At 39.7% G+C, this 26,203-nt stretch carries 20 protein-coding genes, 18 tRNA genes and 3 rRNA genes; 40 read left to right on the forward strand and 1 reads right to left on the reverse strand.

Annotated elements, in window-relative coordinates; all coding sequences use genetic code 11:
- From dnaA to DDV21_RS00030, 6 genes are all read left to right on the forward strand, one after another.
- Nucleotides 1-1,362, forward strand: coding sequence for a chromosomal replication initiator protein DnaA (gene dnaA / locus DDV21_RS00005; protein WP_116878856.1), 1,362 nt, complete (start codon nt 1-3; stop codon nt 1,360-1,362).
- 154 nt (nt 1,363-1,516) lie between these two features.
- Nucleotides 1,517-2,650 carry a DNA polymerase III subunit beta gene (gene dnaN / locus DDV21_RS00010; protein ID WP_116878855.1) on the forward strand — a complete coding sequence of 378 codons (1,134 nt, stop codon included), beginning with the start codon at nt 1,517-1,519 and terminating at the stop codon, nt 2,648-2,650.
- A gap of 358 nt (nt 2,651-3,008) precedes the next feature.
- Nucleotides 3,009-3,890, forward strand: a complete 882-nt coding sequence (locus DDV21_RS00015) for a diacylglycerol/lipid kinase family protein (protein ID WP_116878854.1) — start codon at nt 3,009-3,011, stop codon at nt 3,888-3,890.
- Nucleotides 3,891-3,972: 82 nt separating this feature from the next.
- A complete protein-coding gene (locus tag DDV21_RS00020; RefSeq protein ID WP_116878853.1) occupies nt 3,973-4,179 on the forward strand; it encodes a DUF951 domain-containing protein in 207 nt (68 codons plus the stop codon).
- Between the two features lie 135 nt (nt 4,180-4,314).
- The gene (locus tag DDV21_RS00025; protein ID WP_116878852.1) at nt 4,315-4,632 is read left to right on the forward strand and encodes a helix-turn-helix domain-containing protein; all 318 of its coding nucleotides are present in this window, start codon (nt 4,315-4,317) and stop codon (nt 4,630-4,632) included.
- 80 nt (nt 4,633-4,712) lie between these two features.
- Complete coding sequence (locus DDV21_RS00030) at nt 4,713-5,228, forward strand: RDD family protein (RefSeq protein ID WP_116878851.1); 516 nt, start codon at nt 4,713-4,715, stop codon at nt 5,226-5,228.
- A 42-nt stretch (nt 5,229-5,270) separates the two neighbouring features.
- On the opposite strand, the gene DDV21_RS00035 is transcribed toward DDV21_RS00030, so the two are convergent.
- Nucleotides 5,271-5,489, reverse strand: coding sequence for a hypothetical protein (locus tag DDV21_RS00035; RefSeq protein WP_116878850.1), 219 nt, complete (start codon nt 5,487-5,489; stop codon nt 5,271-5,273).
- A gap of 197 nt (nt 5,490-5,686) precedes the next feature.
- Between DDV21_RS00035 and DDV21_RS00040 the strand changes: the two genes are divergently transcribed.
- The 34 genes from DDV21_RS00040 (at nt 5,687) to mreD (ending at nt 26,154) form a co-directional block, all read left to right on the forward strand.
- On the forward strand, nt 5,687-6,136 hold the full coding sequence (locus DDV21_RS00040) for a helix-turn-helix domain-containing protein (protein ID WP_241964680.1): 450 nt from the start codon (nt 5,687-5,689) through the stop codon (nt 6,134-6,136).
- A 224-nt stretch (nt 6,137-6,360) separates the two neighbouring features.
- Nucleotides 6,361-7,476, forward strand: a complete 1,116-nt coding sequence (ychF, locus tag DDV21_RS00045; protein ID WP_116878848.1) for a redox-regulated ATPase YchF — start codon at nt 6,361-6,363, stop codon at nt 7,474-7,476.
- 133 nt (nt 7,477-7,609) lie between these two features.
- Nucleotides 7,610-8,179, forward strand: coding sequence for an aminoacyl-tRNA hydrolase (gene pth, locus DDV21_RS00050; RefSeq protein ID WP_116878847.1), 570 nt, complete (start codon nt 7,610-7,612; stop codon nt 8,177-8,179).
- A 2-nt stretch (nt 8,180-8,181) separates the two neighbouring features.
- The gene (gene mfd, locus DDV21_RS00055) at nt 8,182-11,679 is read left to right on the forward strand and encodes a transcription-repair coupling factor (protein ID WP_116878846.1); all 3,498 of its coding nucleotides are present in this window, start codon (nt 8,182-8,184) and stop codon (nt 11,677-11,679) included.
- Nucleotides 11,680-11,854: 175 nt separating this feature from the next.
- The gene (locus DDV21_RS00060; protein WP_116878845.1) at nt 11,855-12,127 is read left to right on the forward strand and encodes an RNA-binding S4 domain-containing protein; all 273 of its coding nucleotides are present in this window, start codon (nt 11,855-11,857) and stop codon (nt 12,125-12,127) included.
- Nucleotides 12,114-12,485: an FtsB family cell division protein gene (locus DDV21_RS00065; RefSeq protein WP_116878844.1), complete on the forward strand. Its 372-nt coding sequence runs from the start codon at nt 12,114-12,116 to the stop codon at nt 12,483-12,485. The genes DDV21_RS00060 and DDV21_RS00065 overlap by 14 nt, the downstream gene beginning before the upstream one ends.
- A 4-nt stretch (nt 12,486-12,489) precedes the next feature.
- Entirely contained in the window at nt 12,490-12,618 is a 129-nt protein-coding gene (locus DDV21_RS00070; protein ID WP_116878843.1) for an SP_0009 family protein, read from the forward strand.
- Nucleotides 12,618-13,904 (forward strand): serine hydrolase, encoded by a 1,287-nt coding sequence (locus DDV21_RS00075; protein WP_116878842.1) that lies wholly within the window; start codon nt 12,618-12,620, stop codon nt 13,902-13,904. The genes DDV21_RS00070 and DDV21_RS00075 overlap by 1 nt, the downstream gene beginning before the upstream one ends.
- Before the next feature lies 1 nt (nt 13,905).
- Nucleotides 13,906-15,183 carry a tRNA lysidine(34) synthetase TilS gene (gene tilS / locus DDV21_RS00080; protein ID WP_116878841.1) on the forward strand — a complete coding sequence of 426 codons (1,278 nt, stop codon included), beginning with the start codon at nt 13,906-13,908 and terminating at the stop codon, nt 15,181-15,183.
- A 4-nt stretch (nt 15,184-15,187) separates the two neighbouring features.
- Entirely contained in the window at nt 15,188-15,733 is a 546-nt protein-coding gene (gene hpt, locus DDV21_RS00085; protein WP_116878840.1) for a hypoxanthine phosphoribosyltransferase, read from the forward strand.
- Between the two features lie 24 nt (nt 15,734-15,757).
- Nucleotides 15,758-17,719: an ATP-dependent zinc metalloprotease FtsH gene (gene ftsH, locus DDV21_RS00090; RefSeq protein WP_116878839.1), complete on the forward strand. Its 1,962-nt coding sequence runs from the start codon at nt 15,758-15,760 to the stop codon at nt 17,717-17,719.
- Between the two features lie 403 nt (nt 17,720-18,122).
- Nucleotides 18,123-19,679, forward strand: a 16S ribosomal RNA gene (locus DDV21_RS00095).
- Nucleotides 19,680-19,751: 72 nt separating this feature from the next.
- Nucleotides 19,752-19,824 (forward strand) — tRNA-Ala (locus DDV21_RS00100).
- Between the two features lie 205 nt (nt 19,825-20,029).
- Nucleotides 20,030-22,929: ribosomal RNA gene (locus DDV21_RS00105) — 23S ribosomal RNA — on the forward strand.
- Nucleotides 22,930-22,987: 58 nt separating this feature from the next.
- A 5S ribosomal RNA gene (gene rrf, locus DDV21_RS00110) occupies nt 22,988-23,103 on the forward strand.
- Together the 16S, 23S and 5S rRNA genes with 18 tRNA genes alongside form the textbook arrangement of a ribosomal RNA operon.
- A gap of 4 nt (nt 23,104-23,107) precedes the next feature.
- Nucleotides 23,108-23,180 (forward strand) — tRNA-Val (locus DDV21_RS00115).
- A gap of 79 nt (nt 23,181-23,259) precedes the next feature.
- Nucleotides 23,260-23,332 (forward strand) — tRNA-Asp (locus DDV21_RS00120).
- Between the two features lie 13 nt (nt 23,333-23,345).
- Nucleotides 23,346-23,418: transfer RNA gene (locus DDV21_RS00125), tRNA-Lys, on the forward strand.
- A 14-nt stretch (nt 23,419-23,432) separates the two neighbouring features.
- A tRNA-Leu gene (locus DDV21_RS00130) sits at nt 23,433-23,516 on the forward strand.
- A gap of 10 nt (nt 23,517-23,526) precedes the next feature.
- A tRNA-Thr gene (locus DDV21_RS00135) sits at nt 23,527-23,599 on the forward strand.
- A 2-nt stretch (nt 23,600-23,601) separates the two neighbouring features.
- Nucleotides 23,602-23,673 (forward strand) — tRNA-Gly (locus DDV21_RS00140).
- Nucleotides 23,674-23,679: 6 nt separating this feature from the next.
- A tRNA-Leu gene (locus DDV21_RS00145) sits at nt 23,680-23,765 on the forward strand.
- A 14-nt stretch (nt 23,766-23,779) separates the two neighbouring features.
- A tRNA-Arg gene (locus tag DDV21_RS00150) sits at nt 23,780-23,853 on the forward strand.
- Between the two features lie 5 nt (nt 23,854-23,858).
- Nucleotides 23,859-23,932: transfer RNA gene (locus tag DDV21_RS00155), tRNA-Pro, on the forward strand.
- Between the two features lie 7 nt (nt 23,933-23,939).
- Nucleotides 23,940-24,013, forward strand: a tRNA-Met gene (locus DDV21_RS00160).
- A 26-nt stretch (nt 24,014-24,039) separates the two neighbouring features.
- Nucleotides 24,040-24,113 (forward strand) — tRNA-Ile (locus DDV21_RS00165).
- 10 nt (nt 24,114-24,123) lie between these two features.
- Nucleotides 24,124-24,213, forward strand: a tRNA-Ser gene (locus DDV21_RS00170).
- Between the two features lie 77 nt (nt 24,214-24,290).
- A tRNA-Met gene (locus DDV21_RS00175) sits at nt 24,291-24,364 on the forward strand.
- Between the two features lie 14 nt (nt 24,365-24,378).
- Nucleotides 24,379-24,451 (forward strand) — tRNA-Phe (locus tag DDV21_RS00180).
- Between the two features lie 7 nt (nt 24,452-24,458).
- Nucleotides 24,459-24,529, forward strand: a tRNA-Gly gene (locus DDV21_RS00185).
- 29 nt (nt 24,530-24,558) lie between these two features.
- Nucleotides 24,559-24,632: transfer RNA gene (locus DDV21_RS00190), tRNA-Ile, on the forward strand.
- 21 nt (nt 24,633-24,653) lie between these two features.
- Nucleotides 24,654-24,741 (forward strand) — tRNA-Ser (locus DDV21_RS00195).
- Nucleotides 24,742-24,823: 82 nt separating this feature from the next.
- Nucleotides 24,824-25,651 carry a rod shape-determining protein MreC gene (gene mreC / locus DDV21_RS00200; protein WP_116878605.1) on the forward strand — a complete coding sequence of 276 codons (828 nt, stop codon included), beginning with the start codon at nt 24,824-24,826 and terminating at the stop codon, nt 25,649-25,651.
- Nucleotides 25,651-26,154, forward strand: coding sequence for a rod shape-determining protein MreD (gene mreD / locus DDV21_RS12035; protein WP_116878604.1), 504 nt, complete (start codon nt 25,651-25,653; stop codon nt 26,152-26,154). Before mreC ends, mreD begins: the two co-directional genes overlap by 1 nt.
- Nucleotides 26,155-26,203 lie beyond the last annotated feature (49 nt).

Raw genomic sequence — 26,203 nt, forward strand, 5'->3', positions numbered from 1 at the left:
ATGACTGAAAATGAACAAATTTTTTGGAATAGGATCTTGGAACTGGCTAAAGGCCAATTAAAACAGGCAACTTATGAATTTTTTGTTTTAGATGCTAAATTGATTAAAGTTGAAAATCAGGTTGCTATTATCTATCTTGATCGCATGAAAGAGTTATTTTGGGAGAAAAACCTCAAACCTGTTATTTTGACAGCAGGTTTTGAAATATTTAATGCCGAAATTTCAGTAGAGTATGTTTATGATGAACAGGCTGCCTTCCAGGAAGAACAAACAGCATCAGGACAAAGTTTCAATACTGCACCTGTTACAGCTCCTTTAGCACCTATCCAATCAGACTTAAATCCAAAATACACTTTTGATAACTTTATTCAAGGGGATGAGAACCGCTGGGCCGTTGCCGCTTCAATTGCTGTAGCAAACACACCTGGAACTACCTATAATCCTTTATTTATATGGGGAGGACCTGGTCTTGGAAAAACTCACCTTCTTAATGCCATTGGAAATTCTGTTTTGCAGGATAAGCCTAACGCCCGTATAAAATATATTACAGCTGAAAATTTTATCAATGAATTTGTTGTCCATATCCGCTTAGATACGATGGATGAATTGAAAGAAAAATTTCGCAATCTTGATATCCTTCTTATAGACGATATCCAGTCTTTAGCTAAAAAAACGTTATCAGGTACACAGGAAGAATTCTTTAATACATTTAATGCTCTCCATAATAACAATAAACAGATTGTTTTGACCAGCGACCGCACTCCTGATCATCTTAATGATTTAGAGCAGAGGCTGGTCACGCGCTTCAAATGGGGACTGACAGTTAACATCACGCCTCCTGATTTTGAAACACGTGTCGCGATTTTAACAAATAAGATTCAGGAATACAGTTTCGTTTTCCCTCAGGATACTATTGAGTATCTGGCGGGGCAGTTTGACTCAAATGTCCGTGATTTGGAAGGGGCTTTAAAGGATATCAGTCTCGTAGCCAATTTTAAACAAATTGAAACAGTTACAGTGGATATTGCAGCAGAAGCTATTCGTGCTCGTAAGCAGGACAGTCCCAATAGAATTACAGTAATTCCAATTGAAGAAATCCAAAGTCAGGTTGGGAAATTCTATGGAGTCACTGTAAAAGAAATAAAAGCGACTAAACGAACGCAAGATATTGTCTTAGCCAGACAAGTTGCTATGTTTCTTGCGCGTGAAATGACGGATAACAGCCTTCCAAAAATCGGTAAAGAATTTGGCGGACGTGATCATTCAACTGTTCTCCATGCTTATAATAAAATAAAAAATATGATTTCTCAGGATGACGGACTGCGTATTGAAATCGAAACGATAAAAAATAAAATTAAATAGTACAGTGGATAAAAGGGGATTTTAGGCTAAAGTTTTCCACAGCTTGTGAACAAGTCTCAGCCTTAGAGACAGTTCTAATCAGCTTATTTATACACTGTATACACAAGACCTACTATTACTACTAAACTAATACTAATAAAATAAAGGAGCTCCCATGATTAATTTTTCAATAAATAAAACTTATTTTCTTCAAGCTTTAAATGCTACAAAGAGAGCTATATCTTCGAAAAACGCGATTCCTATCCTTTCTGCTTTAAAGATTGAAGTCAGTTCACAAGATATCACCTTAACAGGTTCTAATGGACAAATTTCTATTGAAAATACTATTCCAGCTTCAGATGAAAATGCTGGTTTATTAATTACCTCTACTGGATCTATTCTCTTAGAAGCCAATTTTTTTATTAATATCGTATCCAGTCTTCCAGATATTACTTTAGATTTTTCAGAAATTGATCATCATCAAGTTGTCCTGACAAGCGGAAAGTCAGAAATTACGCTAAAAGGTAAAGATGTTGAACAATATCCGCGCCTGCAGGAAATTGAAACAGATAGCCCGCTTGTATTGGAAACAAAATTATTAAAATCAATTATTTCTGAAACAGCTTTTGCAGCCAGTTTACAGGAAAGCAGACCTATTTTAACCGGTGTTCATATGACGCTTAATAATAAAGAATTTAAAGCAGTCGCAACTGATTCACATCGTATGAGCCAGCGTCAGGTAACCTTAGATCATGCTGCCAATGACTTTGATGTTGTTATTCCAAGCAAGTCTTTACGGGAATTTGCTGGCGTTTTTACAGATGATATTGAAACTGTAGAAGTTTTCTTTTCAGCAAGTCAGATGCTTTTTAGAAGTGAACATATCAGTTTTTACACTCGTTTACTTGAAGGAAATTATCCTGATACTGACCGTCTGCTCGTAAAAACATTTGAAACAGAAGTCACTTTTAATACTGCTGTTTTACGTTCTGCTATGGAGCGAGCTCATCTGATTTCAAACGCTACTCAAAATGGGACAGTTAAACTTGAAATTGTGAATAACGGTGTTTCAGCACATGTTAATTCACCTGAAGTTGGGAAGGTTAATGAGGAATTGGATACAGTTGGCCAGTCAGGCGAAGACTTAACAATCAGCTTTAATCCAACGTACTTAATTGACGCTTTGAAAGCACTTAAAAGTGAGGAAGTTCTCATCCGCTTTATTTCTCCGGTTCGTCCGTTTACTCTAACACCTAAAGATGATAAAGAAGATTTTATTCAGCTGATTACCCCTGTGCGTACCAATTGATAGCTAGTACAATTCAAGACAAATTAAACAATCTGGAGGCAGGGACAAAAGTCCTGCCTCGTTTTACTTTTTTTAACAGTTGAGTTGCAGTAGTTGATTGGAAGTTTTTAACCCTTATTACTCATGGGATAGCAGCCTCCCTAATCAACTGTGCGGGGATGGGACAACAAAATCAAAATCGTCACTTTATGACAATTTACCAATTTTTGCCCCACTCTCTCTTAACTATTATTGGGAGACAAATCTCACAGACTGTTAAATAGTTTTCTTTCAGTAAAGCAGGTTAATATTTGCTAATATTATATATTGTTGAAGGGTTGTCCTTCTATTAGAATTTTTTGTTATAATAACAGTTATTATGACACTTTATATTATTGCTAACCCTCATGCCGGCCGTCATCAGGCCAGATTAATTGTTAAACAGATTAAGGAGCTGTCATCAGCGCAAGATGTAAAAAGTTTTTATACACGCTATAAAGATGATGAGCGCAGACAGGTAAACACAATTCTTCAAGAATTTCAGGAAAAAGACTTTCTTTTGATTATTGGGGGAGATGGGACACTTTCAAAGGTGCTTTACTATTTGCCGCAGCATATTCCTTTTGCTTACTATCCGTCTGGTTCAGGTAATGATTTTGCGCGTGCCCTGTCTTTGCCCGATTTAAAAACAACACTTGCTTTATGTCAAAAAAGAAGTGTGAGAGAAATTACAGTATTTACATATGAAAACGGCTTGCTTTTAAACAGTTTAGATGCAGGTTTTGCAGCCTGGGTCATCCAAAAAGCCGAAAACTCTTCCTTAAAAACGTTTCTCAATAAATGTCATCTAGGCAGCTTAACCTATCTTGTTATTGCTGTTAAATTGCTGTTAAGCAAGCCTACAGCTGATATAACAGTTACGAATAGAGATGGGAGCATCAGGCATTTTCAAAAAGCTTTTTTCTTTTCACTAGCCAATAATACCTATTTTGGCGGGGGAATTATGATTTGGCCAACAGCCAGCGCTTTTAACAGGAATTTAGATTTTGTCTATGCTGCTGGAAAAACTTTTCCTCAACGTATCAGTATTTTACTAGCCCTTGTTTTTAAAAAGCATGATATTTCTCCCTATTTTTATCATGAAGAAATGGAGAAAGTATCTCTGGAATTTCCTAAAAATACTTTAGTCGAAATCGACGGAGAAATTGTCAATGCTAACAGGATTACTTTGAAAGCTCAGAAACGCTATATTTATCTGTAATTCATATAAAAAACAGTTAAATGCTTGAGCAAAAATGCAAATTTTTGGCAATCTTTGTATCTTAGTAAGGAGTAAGAAATAAATGCATAAATATGAAATCGGAAGTTTCATTGAAATGAAAAAACCTCATGCCTGTGTTGTTAAAAAAACTGGTAAAAAAGCAAATAGGTGGGAAGTTATACGTATTGGTGCAGATATTAAAATTCAATGCACTAATTGCGATCATATTGTTATGATGAGCCGATATGATTTTGAACGCAAAATAAAAAAGATTTTTTCGCAACCGTAAAAATCCTATTAATTTAGGATTTTTATGCTGATGTGCAACTTAGAGTAGCCAATATTTTACTTGTTTAGCTTTATCTTTGCTGTTAAATGTTCAGGTTTTTTCGTAAACTGGTATTAAGAAAGAGAGGAAAACACAATGTTACTATTTCCAAATCAGTTAAAAAAATATCGAACTGAGCGCGGTATGTCGCAAGAAGAATTGGCAAATAAACTCTTTATTTCACGGCAGGCTGTTTCAAAATGGGAAAAAGATGAGGCAAAGCCTGATTTAGATAATGTTGTAAAATTATCTGAGATTTTTGATATCAGCTTAGATGAGCTTATTTTGGGAAAAGAAAGTACAGTTCAGCCAGTTTATGAGTCTGAATTTCTCTCTAATCCTAATACTGGTACTTATGAAAAACAAAGAAAGCCAAAAATAGAAAATTTTTATGACTTTGTGGCTCACTTTTGACCGCTGTTGCTGATTGTTTTTTGGGGAGTGTCTTACTTTATCTATAAAATTATTGAATTGTTTATGGTGAGGAAATAGCTATGGTAACAGCAAATAATGATATCTCATTAAAATCCCGTATCAAAGAGCTGTTCGTTGACTATCTGCTGATTATTGCTTATCTCATTATTTTACTTCTACTGTCGCTTAGTTTCTATATTTTTATTTTCGGCAAAATTCCCTACCTCACTTTGCTTCAGTCGCAGCTAATAGCTGGGTTAACTTCTGTTGTACCAGTTGTTATAGGTTTTTCATGGATGGATTATTGTGGTGGCAGTTTCGGGAAAAGAAAGGCAGGACTCAGACTTTCCTATCAGAAAAAGACATTTTTGGCTGCTTTAATTCGTAACATCATTAAATTTCTCCCTTGGCAGTTAGGGCATATGGGAACGATTGATGGTATTTATACAGATTATACCAGTTTATTTGGCCATATTTGCACTTCTGCTAGTTTGATTTTACTGTTTATTTTGCTATGGATGGGACTTTTTAGGAAGGATAAGCGCCATTTAGGAGATTTGTTAGCAGGAACTCAAGTTGTAAAAAAAAGAGTCTGAAACAAGAACGTTCAAACTCTTATATAGTGTGACAGACTGAGCTTATCCTTTTTGTACTAGCCCATTTAATTTCAGTGATTTTTTTATTTTAAACCAAAAACGAATTTGATAAAATAAGGCAAATAAGGTGGAAATTAAAAATCCCAGCATAAAAATTTTTTCTCTCCAAGCAAAAAAAGCAATATAAATAAGTATAGCTAAGAGATAAAAAACAATTAAATAATGCTGTTTTTGGATTTGTTTATTAACATAGTCTGACATCAGCAACTCCTCCTTTTTTATTTTTTTATTTATTATAACTTTTGATATTTCGTCTGAAAAGAAATATGGAGTGGCATTAAGGTTATTTAACGTAGCATAGGCTGACACAAAGAATGATTTATTTTAAAATAAAAGCAGGTTGACAGTCTTGTAGATATTTTGTCAATATTTATGTCAACAGCACAGAAAAGGAGAATATGATGCAAAAAAGCAGAACAACTGTTCCAGTTCACAGCTTAGGTGAAAAAATAAAAACTCAGCGTAAATATTTGGGCTTATCTCAGGAAGAATTGGCAGAGAAACTTCATGTATCTCGTCAAGCAATAACGAAGTGGGAAAATAACAGAGGTATTCCAGAAATCGGAAATCTGATAGCTATCTGTGATTTTTTTAATTGGGAGTTGGATAGCCTTATTAAGGATAATCAGCTGGTCAAAGAAAAATTAATCGCAGACAGTGCTTCAAAAAAGTGGCACTTACTGGTCATTATATATTTACTTGCTGTCGTCATTTATATTATAGTATTGACCTTTACAGCAAGAATGTTCATGGTTGGTCTCTTAATTGCAACAGTCTTTATGCTTTTTTATGAATTAAGAATTTTTGTCAAAGAGAAAATTTATCAGCAACGTCTCCCTAAGAAATAAATATTATAAAGTAACCAGAAGCTGCAGCTGGAAATACTGATTTTTATGGAAAAAGACTCATGGTTGATTTAGAGAATTCATAATTGATTACTAATAGATTGCTCCTCTGATGATATTGATACATCAGAACGGCTCTACAAATATTTGGAGAATTGCTGAGCTTTTTTCTCTAGTTTTTGTTATAATAAACAGTGTTAAAATTTTAATGACGGAGAAATAAAAAAATGGCTTTAACAGCAGGTATTGTTGGTTTACCAAATGTTGGTAAATCAACTTTATTTAATGCAATTACAAAGGCAGGAGCAGAAGCTGCCAACTATCCTTTTGCGACTATTGATCCAAATGTCGGAATGGTAGAAGTTCCGGATGAACGTTTACAGAAACTGACAGAACTTATTAAGCCGAAAAAAACAATTCCGACAACTTTTGAATTTACAGACATCGCCGGTATTGTTAAAGGAGCATCACAGGGAGAAGGGCTTGGAAATAAATTTCTTGCCAATATCCGTGAAGTTGATGCAGTTATTCATGTAGTGAGAGCTTTTGATGATGAGAATGTTATGCGGGAACAAGGCCGCGAGTCCGATTTTGTTGATCCGATTGCTGATATTGAGACGATAAATTTGGAGCTGATTTTAGCTGATTTAGAGTCAATCAATAAACGTTATGCACGTGTTGAGAAAGTAGCCCGTACACAAAAAGATAAGGATTCTGTAGCCGAATTCCATATTCTACAAAAAATAAAACCTGTCCTTGAAGATGGAAAATCAGTCCGGACCATTGAATTTACAGATGATGAACAGAAAATTGTTAAGCAACTGTTTTTATTGACAGCGAAACCAGTTCTTTATGTTGCAAATGTTGATGAAGATAAGGTTGCTGATCCGGATAAGATAGCATATGTTCAGGAAATTAAGAAGTTTGCACAAACTGAAAATGCTGAAGTTGTTGTTATTTCAGCACGTGCTGAGGAAGAAATTTCAGAATTAGATGATGAAGATAAAGAACTTTTTCTTGAGGACTTAGGCTTGCATGAATCCGGTATCGATAAATTAACACATGCCGCCTATTATTTGCTGGGACTTGGGACTTACTTTACAGCAGGTGAGAAAGAAGTGCGTGCTTGGACCTTTAAACGGGGAATTAAAGCTCCTCAAGCTGCAGGAATTATCCATTCAGATTTTGAAAAAGGTTTTATTCGTGCAGTGACAATGTCTTATGATGATTTAATCAAGTATGGCAGTGAAAAAGCGGTAAGAGAAGCCGGACGTCTTCGTGAAGAAGGCAAAGACTATGTTGTTCAGGATGGCGATATTATGGAATTTAGGTTCAATGTATAGTCATACTAGCATTTTAACAGTTTAGAGGCTGAAATATGCTTGTCTGTCTTGCTGATTAAGCAAGCTTGATAAAAAGGAGCTGAGACGGCTGTCCCAGCTCCATTTTTGACATTCTAAGCAGAAAGGAAGATGAATGGTAAAATTGATTGCAGGACTGGGAAATCCAGGTTCAAAATATAGGGAAACTCGCCATAATATTGGTTTTATGGCAATTGACAATATTGTAAAGGATTTTGACATTACATTTACAGAGAATAAAATTTTTAAAGCAGAAATAGGTAGTACTTGGGTAAACAATGAGAAAGTCTATTTTGTTAAACCAACTACCTTTATGAATAATAGTGGGATTGCTGTTAAGGCTTTACTAACTTATTATAATATTGCAATAGAAGATTTTGTTGTGATTTATGATGATTTAGATATGGAAGTAGGGAAAATCCGTTTTCGTCTAAAAGGTTCTGCTGGCGGACATAATGGAATAAAGAGTATTATTGCCCATTTGAGAACACAAGAGTTTAAGCGAATAAAAATTGGAATCGGCAGACCTAAAACAGAAACAAATGTTATCAATTATGTACTAGGAAATTTTGATACAAAAGATAAAACAATTATTATACAAACACTTGACAATGTTGACAAGGCTGTCAAGTTTTATCTAAACGGCAGCAATTTTGAGAAAACGATGCAGAAATTTAGTGGGTGAATATGAATATTAGTGATTTATTTAATAAAAATCAAGCAATCCAAAACTGGCATACTGGCTTATTAACACAAAAACGTCAGCTTCTTATGGGACTTTCAGGCTCAAGCAGAGCCGTTGCAATCGCTTCAGCATATCAGAGTATGGAGGGGAAACTTGTAATCATTACTTCAACTCAAAATGAAGCTGAAAAACTCATTCATGATCTATCCTGCCTTGTTGATGAAGAAAATATTTATCAATTTTTTGCTGATGATGCCGCAGCTGCAGAGTTTGTTTTTGCATCATTTGATAGATCGGCTTCTCGTTTAAGGGCACTGCGTTTTTTAAGTTCTGAAAAACAAGTAGGTATTTTAATTACCAATATATCTGGTATGAGAATTCTTTTGCCTGATCCAAAAACATATCAAGAAAGCTATCTAAACTTTGAAATAGGAGCAGAATATCAGCTTGACAGTGTTGTAAAACAACTGTCAAATATGGGTTATAAAAAAGTAAGCCAAGTTTCTAATTCTGGTGAATTCAGCCAAAGAGGAGCTATTTTAGATATATATGATATTAATCAGAGTTCACCTTACCGTATTGAATTTTTTGGAGATGAGATTGATGGTATTCGGCAATTTGATAGTGAAAGCCAGAAATCTTTGAATCATGTTAATAAAATTATTATTGGACCATCGGATGATGTCATCTTGACTGTTCAGGATTTTGAGCGTTCAGTATCTGCTTTAAAAAGGCATATGTCAGTTATAAAGGATAAAAATTTGTATGCTTATCTCAATGACTTGCTGTCAGCCAGTATGAATCATTTTAGGCATGAAGATATACGTAAATTTTTAAGCCTTTTCTATGAAAAAGAGTGGACTTTATTGGATTATATTCCTAAAAACACTCCAATATTTTTTGATGATTTTCAAAGAATCACAGATTATAATAATCAATTCAGTTTGGAGGCTGCTAATATCTTGACAGATGATTTACAAAAGAGTAAAGCTTTGTCAAGTTTGAATTACTTTGCTGATATTTACACTGAGTTACGAAACTATGCTCCTTCTACTTTCTTTTCAAATTTTCAAAAAGGTTTAGGAAATATAAAGTTTGATAAAATTTATCAGTTCACACAGTATGCTATGCAGGATTTTTTCAATCAATTTTCTATACTTGTTGATGAAATCAAACGTTATCAAAAAGCACAAAATACCATCTTAATACAAGCAAGTTCACAGAATAATTTACAACGTTTACAGGAAACTTTACAAGAATATAACCTTGAAGTTCCTATTAGTTCAATGAATGCTGTTCAAAATAAGCAAACACAGATTGTTATGGGCAGCTTATCAAATGGTTTTTATTTCGCTGATGAAAAGATTGTTTTAATTACAGAGCATGAGATCTATCATAAACGCTTAAAAGGAAGGGTTCGCCGTTCAAAGAACATTAGCAATGCTGAACGTTTAAAAGACTATAATGAACTGGCAAAGGGAGACTATGTTGTTCATAATATTCATGGAATTGGTCGCTTTTTAGGAATTGAAACGATTGAAGTAGCTGGTGTGCATCGTGACTATGTCACAATTCAATATCAAAATTCAGATCGGGTTTCTATTCCTGTTGAACAAATTGAAATGCTGTCTAAATATGTGTCAGCTGATGGTAAAGAGCCAAAAATAAATAAACTCAATGACGGCCGTTTTCAAAAGACAAAACAAAAGGTTACCAGACAAGTAGAGGATATTGCAGATAATCTTTTGGATTTATATGCTGAGCGCAGCCGCTTAAAAGGCTTTCAATTTTCAGCGGATAATGATTTGCAGCAAGCATTTGAAGATGATTTCGCTTATGTAGAAACCGAGGATCAGTTGAGATCAATTAAAGAAGTGAAGTCGGATATGGAGAGTTCTCGGCCAATGGACCGTCTTTTGGTGGGAGATGTTGGTTTTGGTAAGACAGAAGTTGCGATGCGTGCAGCTTTTAAGGCTGTCAATGATCATAAACAAGTCGCTGTGCTCGTTCCAACAACTGTTCTTGCTCAGCAGCATTATAATAATTTTAGGGAACGTTTTGAAAATTATCCAGTTAATATTGATGTCCTTAGCCGTTTCAGAAGTAAAAAAGAACAGCTGAATACGCTTGAACAGTTAAAAAAAGGGCAGATTGATATCATTATCGGTACCCATCGCTTATTATCAAAGGATGTTGTTTTTTCAGATTTAGGTCTTATTGTTATAGATGAAGAACAACGTTTTGGGGTGAGACATAAGGAAAGGCTGAAAGAATTAAAAACTAAGGTTGATGTGCTGACTTTAACAGCAACACCGATTCCACGGACACTTCATATGTCTATGCTGGGAATTCGTGACTTATCTGTAATTGAAACACCTCCTACAAATCGTTATCCAGTACAAACTTATGTTTTAGAAAATAATGCAGATTTGATTCGTGAAGCTATTATTCGAGAAATTGACAGAGAGGGTCAGGTTTTTTATGTTTACAATAGAGTTGACACAATTGACAAAAAGGTTTACGAGCTGCAGAAACTGGTCCCAGAAGCTAATATAGGTTTTGTTCATGGTCAAATGAGTGAAATTCAGCTGGAGAATACTCTCATAGATTTTATCAATGGCAATTACGACATACTGGTTGCAACAACAATTATTGAAACAGGGGTAGATATTGCTAATGTCAATACACTATTCATTGAAGATGCTGACCGTATGGGACTGGCCACTTTATACCAGCTTCGCGGTCGTGTTGGACGTTCTAACCGAATTGCTTATGCATACCTGATGTATCATCCTGCTAAAATGCTGTCCGAAGTATCTGAAAAACGGCTAGATGCTGTCAAAGGTTTTTCAGAACTTGGATCAGGCTTTAAAATAGCTATGCGTGATTTGGCTATTCGAGGAGCTGGTAATATTTTAGGTGCTTCGCAAAGCGGCTTTATTGATTCAGTTGGATTTGAAATGTATTCACAGCTTTTGGAAGAAGCTCTTGCTGTTAAACAGGGAAAATCTAAAACAAGACAAAGGGGCAGTGCTGAAATCAATTTACAGATTGATGCTTATCTGCCAACAGACTATATTGAAGATGAACGTCAAAAGATAGAAATTTATAAACGCATTCGGCAGATTGAAAGCCGCAGTGACTATGAAAATTTACAATCTGAGATAATTGATCGTTTTGGAGATTATCCGGATCAGGTGGCCTATTTGCTTGAAATCGGCTTGCTGAAAACGTATTTGGACATTGCTTTTGCAGAATTTCTTGAACGCAGACAAAACACAGTGAAGATACGATTTGAAAAAGCTTCTTTACAATTTTATTTGATACAGGATTATTTTGAAGCGTTAGCAAAAACCAGTTTAAAAGCTAGCATTGGTGAGCAAGACGGAAAAATAGAAATTGTCTTTGATGTAAGAAGAAAAAAAGATTATGAAATTTTAGAAGAGTTGATAAAATTTGGGGAGGTGCTGGAAATAATTAAAAACAGAAAAATAAATTAAAAGGTTGAAGACGGGAATCCCTGTTCTCAGTTTTTTTGAAATGGTAAGGGTTGGTTGCTGCGCAGTCTATTCATTGATGATGAGCAAATAAAAAATTTCTTTTACCGCTATTACAGCCTTTTTCTGTTATTTAAACCAGAAAAATGGTAGAATAAGAAGATAATAGGAGGGCTTTATGCGACTTGACAAATTTTTAAAAGTATCCCGTATTATTAAGCGTCGCCCTGTAGCTAAAGAAGTTGCTGATAAAGGCCGTGTGAAAGTTAATGGTATTTTAGCTAAAAGTTCGACAGATTTGAAAATTAACGATGAGGTTGAAATTCGCTTTGGTAATAAGTTTTTGACCGTACGTGTTTTGGAAATGAAAGACAGTACAAGAAAAGAAGACGCAGTTAAAATGTACGAAATAATAAGTGAAACAAGGATTGAAGACAATGGAAAAACCTAATGTTGTCCAATTGAACAATCAGTATATTCATGATGAAAATCTAAAAAAGCGTTATGAGGAAGAAGAAACACGCCGCCGTAATCGTTTTATGGGATGGATTTTGATTTTTATTATGCTGCTGTTCATCCTGCCGACTTATAATCTTGTAAAAAGTTATATGATTTTACAAGAACGTAAAGAGCAGGTTGTAAAATTGGAAGAAGAATATGATGAACTGGCAGAAAAAACAGAAGCTGAAAAACTTTTAGCAGAACGTTTAAAAGATACTGAATATGTTGAAAAGTATGCTCGCGCCAAATATTATCTTTCAAGAGAAGGAGAGACAATTTATCCAGTGCCAAGTTTATTGCCGAAATAGAATTATGGAAGATTTAGTTGAAACAATTGAAAAATTTTTAATTTACTCTGATGATAAATTAGAGGAATTATCAGAAAAAAATCAAACATTGAGAGAAGAGAGTGTGTTAAAATCGATTGAAAGGAAGAGTTGATGAAACAGTTGTTAGCTTTTATGTTAATGCCCTTTTGTATGACTCCTCTTCATCTATTTAGTTCGGAAAAAAATGTAGAATGGCCGAATGAAATGCAGTATGAGCTGTCATCTAATGCTGCAACAGCTGCCTTTTATTTTGATACCATTCCAAATAATCCTAATCTTTACAGTTCCACTCCTGTTTACAAAAACAGCAGTCTGACAGTAGTTTCAAAAACGATTAAGCCAAACAGCAAAATCACGATTACCGATTTTCTTATCAATGACGATTTGATTCCGGTCTTTATGCTGGCAGACGGGACATATATTGAGGCCAGCCATAGGCTGATTTATGATGATATCGTTTACAGCAAAGAAAATGTAGACTTGAATTACTGGCTTAAAGATAATTTTAAGGTTTACAATCAGCCTCTTGTTTACGGAAGCAAGGAAGTAAAGAGCTCTTTAACTGCGTATACTCAAATCCATCTGACAGAAAAAGCAGTGACTGAACAAGGAGTTTATTATAAAGTTTCTGGTAAGGGCTGGATTAGTGAAGAGGATTTGTCAGCTGAAGATAATCGTATGCAAAAAGTTCAAAACTTGCTGACACAAAAGTATAATCAGTCTAATTACTCCATTTTTGTTAAGCAGTTAAAAACTCAAAAAAGTGCAGGGATTAATGAAAATACAAAAATGTATGCAGCCAGTGTAGCTAAGTTAGCAACACTTTATTATACACAGGAACAGATTCAAAACGGCAACATTAAGCTAAGTGATAAATTAAAATATACCAGTGATGTAAATAGTTTTAAGGAAGCCTACAATCCAAGCGGCAGCGGGAAGATCAGCAAAACTGCTGATAACAAAGAATATAGTGTTGAAACACTGCTAAAAGCTGTTGCACAGAATTCTGACAATGTCGCTACTAATATTTTAGGCTATTATGTAGCTAAACAGTATGACAATGATTTTCAGACTGAAATTGATAGTCTATCTGGAATGAAGTGGGACATGAAAGAAAGGAATATTTCTGCCAAAGCAGCTGCTAATATGATGGAGGCAGTTTATTATCAGGATGGAAAAATCATTGAATATCTGTCTGCAACAGATTACGATGACAGCAGGATAGCAAAAGATATTTCTGTACAGGTTTCTCATAAAATTGGAGATGCTTATGATTATAAACATGATGTTGCCATTATTTATGCAGAAGAACCTTATATCGTTTCAGTCTTTACAGATAAAGCTACGTATGATGATATCACTAAAATCGCTGATGATATCTATGCTGTTTTAAAATAAAATGTATCGTAAAATTTTAAATCATATCCGACAAAAAGCCTATTTTGATCGGCACCAAAATGTTTTAATTGCTGTATCAGGCGGGGCAGACTCAATGAGTTTACTCTATTTCCTACATCTTTATCAAGAAGAATTGGCAGTTAAAATTGGTATTGCTCATATTAATTATAAACAACGTCCGGAAGCAGACGAGGAGGAAACTTATTTAAGACGGTGGGCCTCTGATCATAATGTCCCTATCTTTGTCAATCACTTTTCCGGAACTTTTTCAGAAAATACAGCACGCCAGTTTCGTTATTCTTTTTTTAAAAAAATCATGTCTGGGCATAATTACACTGCTCTGGTTACAGCCCATCATGCTGATGATCAGGCTGAAACTGTTTTTATGCGTATACTTCGCGGTAGCCGTCTGCGCCACTTATCTGCTATTCCGGAATGTCAGGTTTTTGGGGACGGAGAACTTATCCGTCCTTTTTTGCCTTTTTCTAAGAAAGAACTGCCAACTGTTTTTCATTTCGAAGACACTTCTAATTACAGGTCAACTTTTTTAAGAAATCGTATCCGCAATCACTATTTACCAGCTTTAGAAGCAGAAAATCCACGATTGAAAGAGAGCCTTCAAAGCTTAGGCAGAGAAAGTCAGCTTGTTTTTCAAGCTTTAAAAGATTTAACCGAAAATATTAAAATAACGGACTGCTGTGAATTTCTACAGCAATCTGAACCGGTTCAGACTGTCTTATTGCAGCTGTATTTGGAAAAATTTCCAGATTTAAAAGTAAATAAACGGCAATTTAATGAAATTTTGCATCTTATTCAAACACAAGCGAACTGCCGTTATCCTATAAAAAAAGGCTATTACCTTTTTAAAGATTATTCATCGTTTGAAATCAAAAAAATCAGTCCTCAGACCTATGGGTCAAAAAAGAGAAAAGTGGTAGAATATGACAGTATAGTCAAATATGGTCAGTATCGTTTTTCTTATGAACAATGCACAAGTGAAAATAAAAAAACAGGTATCCCAATTTTTAGTTTAAGTCCAATCTTATTAAGAAGGAAGCAAGACGGAGACAGTATTAATTTTGGAAAGTTCACAAAGAAATTACATCGGCTTTTTATCGATGAAAAATTTTCTTTTCAGGAACGATCAGATGCTGTTGTAGGCGAACAAGATGGTGACATTATTTTTGTGGTAGTTGCCGGTAAAACTTATTTGAGAAAAGCATCTAATCGTGATATAATGAAAGCCAAATTGCATATTGAGAAATTAGAAAACAGGTGAAGTCATGCTTGAACAGGATATTGAGAGAGTCCTTTATTCAGAAAAGGAAATCATTGATAAAACAAAAGAGCTCGGGGCACAGCTGACAAAGGATTACCATGGAAAAAATCCGCTTTTAGTAGGGGTTTTAAAGGGTTCAGTCCCTTTTATGGCTGAATTGATGAAACATATTGACACTCAAATTGAAATTGATTTTATGGTTGTGTCAAGCTATCATGGCAGAACAAGGAGCAGCGGCGAAGTAAAAATCCTTAAGGATGTGGATACTAATGTTGAAGGCCGTGATGTTGTCTTTATTGAAGATATTATTGATACCGGACGTACTTTAAAGTATCTGCGTGATATGTTTAAATATAGGCAAGCAAAATCTGTAAAAATTGCGACTTTATTTGATAAGCCGGAAGGCCGTGTGGTTGATATTGATGCAGACTATATTTGTTATAATGTACCAAATGAATTTATTGTAGGTTTTGGTTTAGATTACGCTGAGAATTACCGTAATCTCCCTTATGTCGGTATTTTAAAAGAAGAAGTATATTTAAATAATTAGGTAGAAAAAGGTCGTTTTCACTTTATGAAAAATAATAATAATGGTTTTGTACGAAATTCTTTTGTTTATATACTGCTAATTGTTCTGGTTATAACTGGACTGCAGTATTATTTGAGAGGAACAAGTACACAGAGTCAGCAAATTAGTTACTCAAAATTAATTAAACAAATAGAAGCTGGCAATATTAAGTCAATTACTTACCAGCCTAATGATAGTGTGATTGAAGTTACAGGGAAGTATAAGCAAGCTCAGAAAATTAAAACAGATGCGAATCTGTCTTTTCTTGGGTCGCCAACAACTACCGTAACTAATTTTACCTCTATTGTGCTTGCTAATGACAGTTCAATTGAAAAAATTACAGCAGCCGCAGAAGAATCGGGGACAGCGCTCAGAGTTAAAAGGGAAAGTTCAAGCGGAGCTTGGATTTCACTTTTAGTCAGCTTTTTGCCTTTAGTTATAGTTATTGTCTTCTTTATGATGATGATGAATCAAAACGGCGGCGGCGCTCGCGGAGCGATGAGCTTTGGTAAGAATCGAGCAAAAACTCAAAGTCAGAGCCATATTAAAGTACGTTTTTCAGATGTTGCTGGTGCTGAAGAAGAAAAACAGGAACTGATTGAAGTTGTTGACTTCCTCAAAAACCCAAAAAGGTATAAAATGCTTGGGGCTCGAATTCCTGCCGGTGTCTTGCTTGAAGGCCCTCCGGGAACAGGTAAAACACTCCTTGCGAAAGCAGTTGCAGGTGAAGCGGGTGTGCCTTTCTTTAGTATTTCTGGTTCCGATTTTGTAGAAATGTTTGTTGGAGTCGGAGCAAGCCGTGTTCGCTCCCTTTTTGAAGATGCGAAAAAGGCAGAGCGCGCTATTATTTTTATTGATGAGATTGATGCAGTCGGTCGGCGCCGCGGAGCCGGCATGGGCGGCGGAAATGATGAACGTGAGCAGACCCTCAACCAATTGCTTATTGAAATGGATGGTTTTGAAGGCAATGAAAACATTATCGTAATTGCTGCAACAAACCGCAGTGATGTTTTGGATCCAGCTCTTCTTCGTCCAGGACGCTTTGACCGAAAAGTATTGGTAGGAAGTCCTGATGTTAAAGGGCGCGAAGCAATTTTACGTGTTCATGCCAAAAATAAACCATTAGCGGATGATGTTGATCTTAAGGTTGTAGCTCAGCAAACACCAGGTTTTGTTGGTGCCGATCTTGAGAATGTCTTAAATGAAGCAGCTCTCGTTGCGGCTCGTCGTAACAAAAAGACAATTGATGCTAGTGATATTGATGAAGCTGAAGATCGTGTTATTGCTGGACCATCTAAAAAGGACAAGACGATTTCGCGGAAAGAACGTGAAATGGTTGCTTACCATGAAGCGGGTCATACTATCGTAGGTCTTGTGCTTTCCAATGCGCGTGTTGTACATAAGGTTACTATTGTACCGCGCGGCAGGGCAGGAGGTTATATGATTGCTCTTCCTAAGGAAGATCAAATGCTGCTGTCCAAAGATGATATGAAAGAACAATTGGCCGGACTTATGGGAGGCCGTGTTGCAGAGGAAATTATTTTTAATGCTCAGACAACAGGTGCTTCAAATGACTTTGAACAGGCCACACAAATGGCCCGTGCCATGGTTACAGAATATGGGATGAGTGATAAATTAGGTCCTGTACAGTATGAAGGAGATCACTCTGTTATGTTAGGACAAATGAGTCCAGAAAAATCCTATTCTGCACAGACTGCACAGATAATTGATGATGAAGTCCGTGATTTACTGAATAATGCACGCAATAAAGCAGCTGAAATTATCCAAGAAAATCGTGAAACCCATAAACTGATTGCTGAAGCTCTCCTTAAATATGAAACATTAGATGCTTCACAAATTAAATCCATTTATGAGACTGGCAAAATGCCGCAGGAAACAGACAAGGAAGGGGAAGCCCATGCCTTATCTTATGACGAAATCAAAGAGAAGCTGTCTGAACAAGAATAAGCTGCTGCAACAGTCAGTTGGTTAAGCCAACTATATTGTAGAGGACCGTCAGGTCCTCTTTTTCTAAAGGCTGCCGGAATAGAGATGAAGAACTTTCACCAAAAAACCTCTTGACAAGCAAGAAGGAGAGATGCTATACTAATGAAGCTGTCAGAGGGGGGAAGGGTTTCTGTAGGCCCAATCTTTCTTTAAGAGGCTTTTGATATGTGATGAGCGTGAAAAAAAGTCCAAAAGGTTCTTGACAGCCGAGTCGGGATTTGCTAGAATAAAGGAGTTGGTCTCGCAGGAGGACATGACCTTTGAAAACTGAATAAAAACCAAGACGTGCGGGTTAAGGAATTAACCTGTCAAAAAAAAGAATCTGTCAGCGGACAGAAAAGACGAGCAAGAACAAGCTCATATTAGTGATGAGAGTTTGATCCTGGCTCAGGACGAACGCTGGCGGCGTGCCTAATACATGCAAGTGGAACGCTTCTTTCTTACCGAGTGCTTGCACTCACAAGGAAGAGGAGTCGCGAACGGGTGAGTAACGCGTAGGTAACCTGTCTTTAAGAGGGGGATAACTATTGGAAACGATAGCTAATACCGCATATTTTTCTCAGACGCCTGTTTGAGGGAAGAAAGGGGCAAGAGCTCCGCTTAGAGGTGGACCTGCGTTGTATTAGCTAGTTGGTAGGGTAAAGGCCTACCAAGGCGACGATACATAGCCGGCCTGAGAGGGTGAACGGCCACACTGGGACTGAGACACGGCCCAGACTCCTACGGGAGGCAGCAGTAGGGAATCTTCGGCAATGGGGGGAACCCTGACCGAGCAACGCCGCGTGAGTGAAGAAGGAATTCGTTTCGTAAAGCTCTGTTGTAAGTGAAGAACGTGCTTGAGAGTGGAAAGTTCAGGCAGTGACGGTAACTTACGAGGAAGGGACGGCTAACTACGTGCCAGCAGCCGCGGTAATACGTAGGTCCCGAGCGTTGTCCGGAATTATTGGGCGTAAAGGGAGCGCAGGCGGTTTTGTAAGTCAGAAGTCAAAGGCATTGGCTTAACCAATGTATGCTATTGAAACTGCAGGACTTGAGTGCAGAAGGGGAGAGTGGAATTCCATGTGTAGCGGTGAAATGCGTAGATATATGGAGGAACACCGGCGGCGAAAGCGGCTCTCTGGTCTGTTACTGACGCTGAGGCTCGAAAGCGTGGGGAGCAAACAGGATTAGATACCCTGGTAGTCCACGCCGTAAACGCTGAGTGCTAGGTGTTAGGCCCTATCCGGGGCTTAGTGCCGGAGCCAACGCAATAAGCACTCCGCCTGGGGAGTACGACCGCAAGGTTGAAACTCAAAGGAATTGACGGGGGCCCGCACAAGCGGTGGAGCATGTGGTTTAATTCGAAGCAACGCGAAGAACCTTACCAGGTCTTGACATCCCTCTGCTAGGTCTAGAGATAGACTTTTCCTTCGGGACAGAGGAGACAGGTGGTGCATGGTTGTCGTCAGCTCGTGTCGTGAGATGTTGGGTTAAGTCCCGCAACGAGCGCAACCCTTATGGTTAGTTGCCATCATTCAGTTGGGCCCTCTAGCCAGACTGCCGGTAATAAACCGGAGGAAGGTGGGGATGACGTCAAATCATCATGCCCCTTATGACCTGGGCTACACACGTGCTACAATGGCTGGTACAACGAGTTGCGAGTCGGTGACGGCAAGCTAATCTCTGAAAGCCAGTCTCAGTTCGGATTGGAGGCTGCAACTCGCCTCCATGAAGTCGGAATCGCTAGTAATCGCGGATCAGCACGCCGCGGTGAATACGTTCCCGGGCCTTGTACACACCGCCCGTCACACCACGAGAGTTTGTAACACCCGAAGTCGGTGAGGTAACCTAATGGAGCCAGCCGCCGAAGGTGGGATAGATGATTGGGGTGAAGTCGTAACAAGGTAGCCGTATCGGAAGGTGCGGCTGGATCACCTCCTTTCTAAGGAAAAGAAGTCGCAAGACTTTAGAACGGATACGTCAGAGGTTTTTATTCAGTTTTGAGAGGTCATGTGGGGCCTTAGCTCAGCTGGGAGAGCGCCTGCTTTGCACGCAGGAGGTCAGCGGTTCGATCCCGCTAGGCTCCATTATCTAGGGGAACCTAGATAAAGAGATAGGACGTATGCCGCCTCATGCGCAAGTCGCAGGGGGGATGGTTCTATGCTTTAGTCCATTGAAAATTGAATACCTCAACCACATTTATGATGGCAGGTCAGAGAGAGGTCTGTGCCTGCCATGATAGAACATAAAAAGAAACCGAAACGCTGAAAGAAGACCGAAGAGAGAAAATAAGGTTAAGTTAGTAAGGGCGCACGGTGGATGCCTAGGCACTAGGAGCCGAAGAAGGACGTGACAAACAACGAAATGCTTTGGGGAGCTGTAAGTAAGCGAGGATCCAGAGATGTCCGAATGGGGGAACCCACCAGCTAGAGGCTGGTATCCCACACGATAGCGTGTGAGGAAGGAAGACGCGGTGAACTGAAACATCTCAGTAGCTGCAGGAAGAGAAAGCAATAGCGATTGCCTGAGTAGCGGCGAGCGAAAGGGCAGGAGGGCAAACCGGAGTGTTTACACTTCGGGGTTGAAGGACTGCCGTCAGGTTACATAGAGCTATAGAAGAATTATCTGGGAAGATAAGCCAGAGAGAGTAAGAGCCTCGTATTTGAAATAGTTATATATAACCGGCAGTATCCTGAGTACGTCGGGACACGAGGAATCCCGACGGAATCTGGGAGGCCCATCTCCCAACCCTAAATACTCCCTAGTGACCGATAGTGAACCAGTACCGTGAGGGAAAGGTGAAAAGAACCCCGGAAGGGGAGTGAAATAGCCCCTGAAACCGTGTGCTTACAAGAAGTTCGAGCCCGTTAATGGGTGAGAGCGTGCCTTTTGTAGAATGAACCGGCGAGTTATGTTTAGATGCGAGGTTAAGCTGAAGAGGCGGAGCCGCAGGGAAACCGAGTCTGAAGAGGGCGGATGAGTATCTAGATGTAGACCCGAAACCAAGTGACCTACCCATGAGCAGGGTGAAGGTGCGGTAAAGCGCACTGGAGGCCCGCACCAGGGCACGTTGAAAAGTGCTTGGATGACTTGTGGGTAGCGGAGAAATTCCAAACGAACTTGGAGATAGCTGGTTCTCTCCGAAATAGCTTTAGGGCTAGCGTCGGTGTGAAGGAGTCATGGAGGTAGAGCACTGTTTGGGTAAGGGGTCCTTCCCGGATTACCAAACTCAGATAAACTCCGAATGCCATAGACTTCCGCCCGGCAGTCAGACTGCGAGTGCTAAGATCCGTAGTCGAAAGGGAAACAGCCCAGACCACCAGCTAAGGTCCCCAAATAACTATTAAGTGGAAAAGGATGTGGGGGTGCAGAGACAACTAGGATGTTAGCTTAGAAGCAGCTATTCATTCAAAGAGTGCGTAATAGCTCACTAGTCGAGTGCCCCTGCGCCGAAAATGTACCGGGGCTGAAATAGTTTACCGAAGCTGTGGATACCGCAAGGTATGGTAGGAGAGCGTTCTATGTTCGGCGAAGGTGTACCGTGAGGAGCACTGGAGGGCATAGAAGTGAGAATGCCGGTATGAGTAGCGCAAGACAGGTGAGAATCCTGTCCACCGCAAGACTAAGGTTTCCAGGGGAAGGTTCGTCCGCCCTGGGTTAGTCGGGTCCTAAGGAGAGACCGAAAGGTGTATCCGATGGTCAACAGGTTGATATTCCTGTACTGGTATCAGGAGAGAAGGAGGGACGCAGGAGGCTAGCTCAACCGGACGAATGGAAGAGTCCGGCCAAGCAGTGAGGTGAGTGAAGAGTCAAATGCTTATCACTAATGACACTGAGCTGTTAAGGGGAGCGAAGTTAATAGTAGCGAAGTGAGTGATGTCCCACTGCCAAGAAAAGCTTCTATCGTAGAGAGATACCACCCGTACCGCAAACCGACACAGGTAGTCGAGGCGAGTAGCCTCAGGTGAGCGAGCGAACTCTCGTTAAGGAACTCGGCAAAATGACCCCGTAACTTCGGGAGAAGGGGTGCTGACTAAGGTCAGCCGCAGTGAAGAGGCCCAAGCAACTGTTTATCAAAAACACAGCTCTCTGCGAAATCGCAAGATGATGTATAGGGGGTGACGCCTGCCCGGTGCTGGAAGGTTAAGAGGAGCGCTTAGCGGAAGCGAAGGTGTGAATTGAAGCCCCAGTAAACGGCGGCCGTAACTATAACGGTCCTAAGGTAGCGAAATTCCTTGTCGGGTAAGTTCCGACCCGCACGAAAGGCGTAATGATTTGGGCGCTGTCTCAACGAGAGACTCGGTGAAATTTTAGTACCTGTGAAGATGCAGGTTACCCGCGACAGGACGGAAAGACCCCATGGAGCTTTACTGCAGTTTGATATTGAGTATCTGTAAGACATGTACAGGATAGGTAGGAGCCAAAGAAGGAGGGACGCCAGTTTCTCTGGAGGCGTTGTTGGGATACTACCCTTGTGTTACGGCTGCTCTAACCCGGTAGGTTATCCCTTACGGAGACAGTGTCTGACGGGCAGTTTGACTGGGGCGGTCGCCTCCTAAAAGGTAACGGAGGCGCCCAAAGGTTCCCTCAGATTGGATGGAAATCAATCATAGCGTGTAAAGGCAGAAGGGAGCTTGACTGCGAGACATACAGGTCGAGCAGGGACGAAAGTCGGGCTTAGTGATCCGGTGGCACCGTATGGAAGGGCCATCGCTCAACGGATAAAAGCTACCCTGGGGATAACAGGCTTATCTCCCCCAAGAGTTCACATCGACGGGGAGGTTTGGCACCTCGATGTCGGCTCGTCGCATCCTGGGGCTGAAGTCGGTCCCAAGGGTTGGGCTGTTCGCCCATTAAAGCGGCACGCGAGCTGGGTTCAGAACGTCGTGAGACAGTTCGGTCCCTATCCGTCGCGGGCGTAGGAAATTTGCGAGGGGCTGCTCCTAGTACGAGAGGACCGGAGTGGACTTACCGCTGGTGTACCAGTTGTTCTGCCAAGGGCACAGCTGGGTAGCTAAGTAGGGGAAGGATAAACGCTGAAAGCATCTAAGTGTGAAGCCTGCCTCAAGATGAGATTTCCCATAACAGTAGGTTATTAAGAGCCCTGAGAGAAGAACAGGTAGATAGGTTAGGAGTGTAAGTAGTGTGAGCTATTAAGCGGACTAATACTAATTGCTCGAGGACTTAACCAAGGCGTAAGGAGAGGGAGAGGTATTCAATTTTGAGTAGACTAGAGGTTTATTCATCGAGTTAAGTGACGCTAGCCTAGGGGATACACCTGTACCCATGCCGACCACAGCAGTTAAGCCCTAGAACGCCGGAAGTAGTTGGGGGATGCCCCCTGCGAGATAAGGAAGTCGCTTAGCAAGGGGGAGTTTAGCTCAGCTGGGAGAGCATCTGCCTTACAAGCAGAGGGTCAGCGGTTCGATCCCGTTAACTCCCATAAAAAGTAACTAAGGGCGTTAAGAAAGGCGCATGCTTTTAGCCTGAGTACTATTTATTTGATTGTACAAGAGTTACCTGGTCCCGTGGTGTAGCGGTTATCACGTCGCCCTGTCACGGCGAAGATCGCGGGTTCAATTCCCGTCGGGACCGTTAGGCAGTAGAGGACTCGTTAGCTCAGTTGGTAGAGCATCTGACTTTTAATCAGAGGGTCACTGGTTCGAGCCCAGTACGGGTCATGAGGGGAGAAGAGGCGGGTGTGGCGGAATTGGCAGACGCACCAGATTTAGGATCTGGCGCTTAAGGAAGCGTGGGGGTTCAAGTCCCTTCACCCGCATAGAGGAAAGGCCGGCTTAGCTCAGTTGGTAGAGCATCTGATTTGTAATCAGAGGGTCGCGTGTTCAAGTCATGTAGCCGGCATAGCGAACGTAGTTCAGTGGTAGAACATCACCTTGCCAAGGTGGGGGTCGCGGGTTCGAATCCCGTCGTTCGCTTTTAGCGCCGGGGTGGCGGAACTGGCAGACGCACAGGACTTAAAATCCTGCGATGGTTTCACATCGTACCGGTTCGATTCCGGTCCTCGGCATTAAAAGGTAATCAGCACCCTTGGCTCAACTGGATAGAGTACCTGACTACGAATCAGGCGGTTGCAGGTTCGAATCCTGCAGGGTGCATAGAGCGGGAAGTAGCTCAGCTTGGTAGAGCACTTGGTTTGGGACCAAGGGGCCGCAGGTTCGAATCCTGTCTTCCCGATGCGCATGGCGGTGTAGCTCAGCTGGCTAGAGCGTCCGGTTCATACCCGGGAGGTCGGGGGTTCGATCCCCTTCGCCGCTATTGTATTTATATTGTTTGATGACTTGGGACCTTTAGCTCAGCTGGTTAGAGCACTCGGCTCATAACCGAGCGGTCGTAGGTTCGAGTCCTACAAGGTCCATAGTGCTATTGGAGGATTACCCAAGTCCGGCTGAAGGGAACGGTCTTGAAAACCGTCAGGCGTTTAACAGCGTGCGTGGGTTCGAATCCCACATCCTCCTTTTTGGCGTCCTTGTTGTATGGACGCTTTAGGAATTGTCCCTATTGTTAGAGGGCAAACTCACTTTATTAATATTATCGCGGGATGGAGCAGTTAGGTAGCTCGTCGGGCTCATAACCCGAAGGTCGTAGGTTCAAATCCTGCTCCCGCAATTGGAAAAACATTTGGCTCGGTAGCTCAGTTGGTAGAGCAATGGATTGAAGCTCCATGTGTCGGCGGTTCGATTCCGTCCCGCGCCATCTTTCTGCGGGTGTAGTTTAGTGGTAAAACTACAGCCTTCCAAGCTGTTGTCGCGAGTTCGATTCTCGTCACCCGCTTTTTAATTTCTACTTCCCAAGTTTTTCTTGGGCGCGTAGCTCAGCTGGTTAGAGCGCACGCCTGATAAGCGTGAGGTCGGTGGTTCAAGTCCACTCGTGCCCATTAATAAATAATTTTATAGATGGAGAATTACTCAAGAGGCTGAAGAGGACGGTTTGCTAAATCGTTAGGTCGGGTAACCGGCGCAAGGGTTCGAATCCCTTATTCTCCGTACTGTTTTAAACGAGATTATCTTTGAGATATCTCGTTTTATTGTTTTTTTGAGGCTGGTATATATCTATTTTGGGGGCGGAATGAAAAAATTACGGGTGTCTCGTTTTATTCTTTTTTGTGTAGTTAGTACACTTATTTTTTTTACATTTATTTTTTTTATTTTAAGGCATTCTTCGGTTATATCTGCTATTGCTAAACCCGTTAATTCTGTTGTTTCAAGGGTCGACTTTGTCGTGTCAACGCCTTTCAGATACATTAATTCTATTGGTGAAGAGGTTTCTTCTTTACTAAATACTTATTCCGAAAATGAAAAATTGAAAAAGCAGATTGAAGAGCTGACTGCCCAGCAGAAACTGGTTGATGATTTGACAGAAGAAAATGCTGAGTTAAAGAAGTCATTAGGAAGTGCAGGCAACCGTTCTTCGGCGGTGGTTTCAGCACAGGTAATTGTCCGCAGTCCAGTGTCCTGGTATGATTCTTTGACTATTGATGCAGGGAAAAAAGATGGTGTAGAAAACGATATGCTGGTTGCGACTAATAATGCCTTAATCGGAAAAGTGGCTGGCGCAAATCAGACAACCGCAAGTATTAATCTATTTTCCAGCGGTTCAAATTTGGATATACCAGTAAAGATCACGACTTCAAACGGCAATATCTACGGTATATTGATGTCGTACGATTCTGAGAAGAATCTGTTCCTAGTTTCTGAATTAAATTCTTCAGATAGCATTAATGCAGGTAATCAAGTTGTCACAAGTGGATTAGATGGTAAAAGCACAGCTAATATAACAGTGGGAACTGTTGGTAAAATAGAAGATTCAAAGGACAGTTTAAATCGAAAAGTCTACATTATTCCGGCAGCGGACTTCTCTGATATAACATATGTGACTGTTATAGGTGAGCAATAATGTCTTGGGTGAAAAATAAATATATTTTACTGTTCTTAATCTTTTTGTTGTTCCTAATAGATGGTCAGATCTCTTATTTGCTTAATTCATTTTTAAATTATACTGTTATTATTTCCAGTCAACTTTTTTTGGCAGCTTTGCTCTTTATGCACCGCAGTAAAAGCTCTGCTTTTGTTATTTTTACATCAGTTGCCTTAGGTCTGCTGTTTGATTTTTACTATTTAAATCACATTGGTGTTGTGACGCTTGTTTTACCTTCTCTTTCTTTTTTTACAGCTAAGCTGGACAGTAGGTATTTCATAAATTTTTTCAGCAATTTGGTTGTTTATTTGATTTTTGTTTTCTTTTTCAATATTTTCAGCTACTTTCTTTCGTTTTTATATGGGTTTACTGCAGTCTCTTTGCCATTTTTCATCACTTTTAATTTGGCTCCAACTTTAGTATTCAATATTCTCGCTTTTTCTTTTTGCCGCAAGGCATTAAAAAGACTGTTTTTAAGCTGAATTAAAATATAAATTTAAACATAATTGTAACAATTGCGTAATATAAAGC

Origin of the sequence: Streptococcus chenjunshii (assembly GCF_003086355.1) — a bacterium.
Classification (GTDB): Bacteria; Bacillota; Bacilli; order Lactobacillales; family Streptococcaceae; genus Streptococcus; species Streptococcus chenjunshii.

What these genes read in the sequence shown, in the direction of transcription:
- dnaA (WP_116878856.1), top strand. Translation starts at nt 1, where the DNA reads ATGACTGAAAATGAACAAATTTTTTGGAATAGGATCTTGGAACTGGCT.
- dnaN (WP_116878855.1), top strand. Translation starts at nt 1,517, where the DNA reads ATGATTAATTTTTCAATAAATAAAACTTATTTTCTTCAAGCTTTAAAT.
- DDV21_RS00015 (WP_116878854.1), top strand. Translation starts at nt 3,009, where the DNA reads ATGACACTTTATATTATTGCTAACCCTCATGCCGGCCGTCATCAGGCC.
- DDV21_RS00020 (WP_116878853.1), top strand. Translation starts at nt 3,973, where the DNA reads ATGCATAAATATGAAATCGGAAGTTTCATTGAAATGAAAAAACCTCAT.
- DDV21_RS00025 (WP_116878852.1), top strand. Translation starts at nt 4,315, where the DNA reads ATGTTACTATTTCCAAATCAGTTAAAAAAATATCGAACTGAGCGCGGT.
- DDV21_RS00030 (WP_116878851.1), top strand. Translation starts at nt 4,713, where the DNA reads ATGGTAACAGCAAATAATGATATCTCATTAAAATCCCGTATCAAAGAG.
- DDV21_RS00035 (WP_116878850.1), bottom strand. Translation starts at nt 5,489, where the DNA reads ATGTCAGACTATGTTAATAAACAAATCCAAAAACAGCATTATTTAATT.
- DDV21_RS00040 (WP_241964680.1), top strand. Translation starts at nt 5,687, where the DNA reads ATGATGCAAAAAAGCAGAACAACTGTTCCAGTTCACAGCTTAGGTGAA.
- ychF (WP_116878848.1), top strand. Translation starts at nt 6,361, where the DNA reads ATGGCTTTAACAGCAGGTATTGTTGGTTTACCAAATGTTGGTAAATCA.
- pth (WP_116878847.1), top strand. Translation starts at nt 7,610, where the DNA reads ATGGTAAAATTGATTGCAGGACTGGGAAATCCAGGTTCAAAATATAGG.
- mfd (WP_116878846.1), top strand. Translation starts at nt 8,182, where the DNA reads ATGAATATTAGTGATTTATTTAATAAAAATCAAGCAATCCAAAACTGG.
- DDV21_RS00060 (WP_116878845.1), top strand. Translation starts at nt 11,855, where the DNA reads ATGCGACTTGACAAATTTTTAAAAGTATCCCGTATTATTAAGCGTCGC.
- DDV21_RS00065 (WP_116878844.1), top strand. Translation starts at nt 12,114, where the DNA reads ATGGAAAAACCTAATGTTGTCCAATTGAACAATCAGTATATTCATGAT.
- DDV21_RS00070 (WP_116878843.1), top strand. Translation starts at nt 12,490, where the DNA reads ATGGAAGATTTAGTTGAAACAATTGAAAAATTTTTAATTTACTCTGAT.
- DDV21_RS00075 (WP_116878842.1), top strand. Translation starts at nt 12,618, where the DNA reads ATGAAACAGTTGTTAGCTTTTATGTTAATGCCCTTTTGTATGACTCCT.
- tilS (WP_116878841.1), top strand. Translation starts at nt 13,906, where the DNA reads ATGTATCGTAAAATTTTAAATCATATCCGACAAAAAGCCTATTTTGAT.
- hpt (WP_116878840.1), top strand. Translation starts at nt 15,188, where the DNA reads ATGCTTGAACAGGATATTGAGAGAGTCCTTTATTCAGAAAAGGAAATC.
- ftsH (WP_116878839.1), top strand. Translation starts at nt 15,758, where the DNA reads ATGAAAAATAATAATAATGGTTTTGTACGAAATTCTTTTGTTTATATA.
- mreC (WP_116878605.1), top strand. Translation starts at nt 24,824, where the DNA reads ATGAAAAAATTACGGGTGTCTCGTTTTATTCTTTTTTGTGTAGTTAGT.
- mreD (WP_116878604.1), top strand. Translation starts at nt 25,651, where the DNA reads ATGTCTTGGGTGAAAAATAAATATATTTTACTGTTCTTAATCTTTTTG.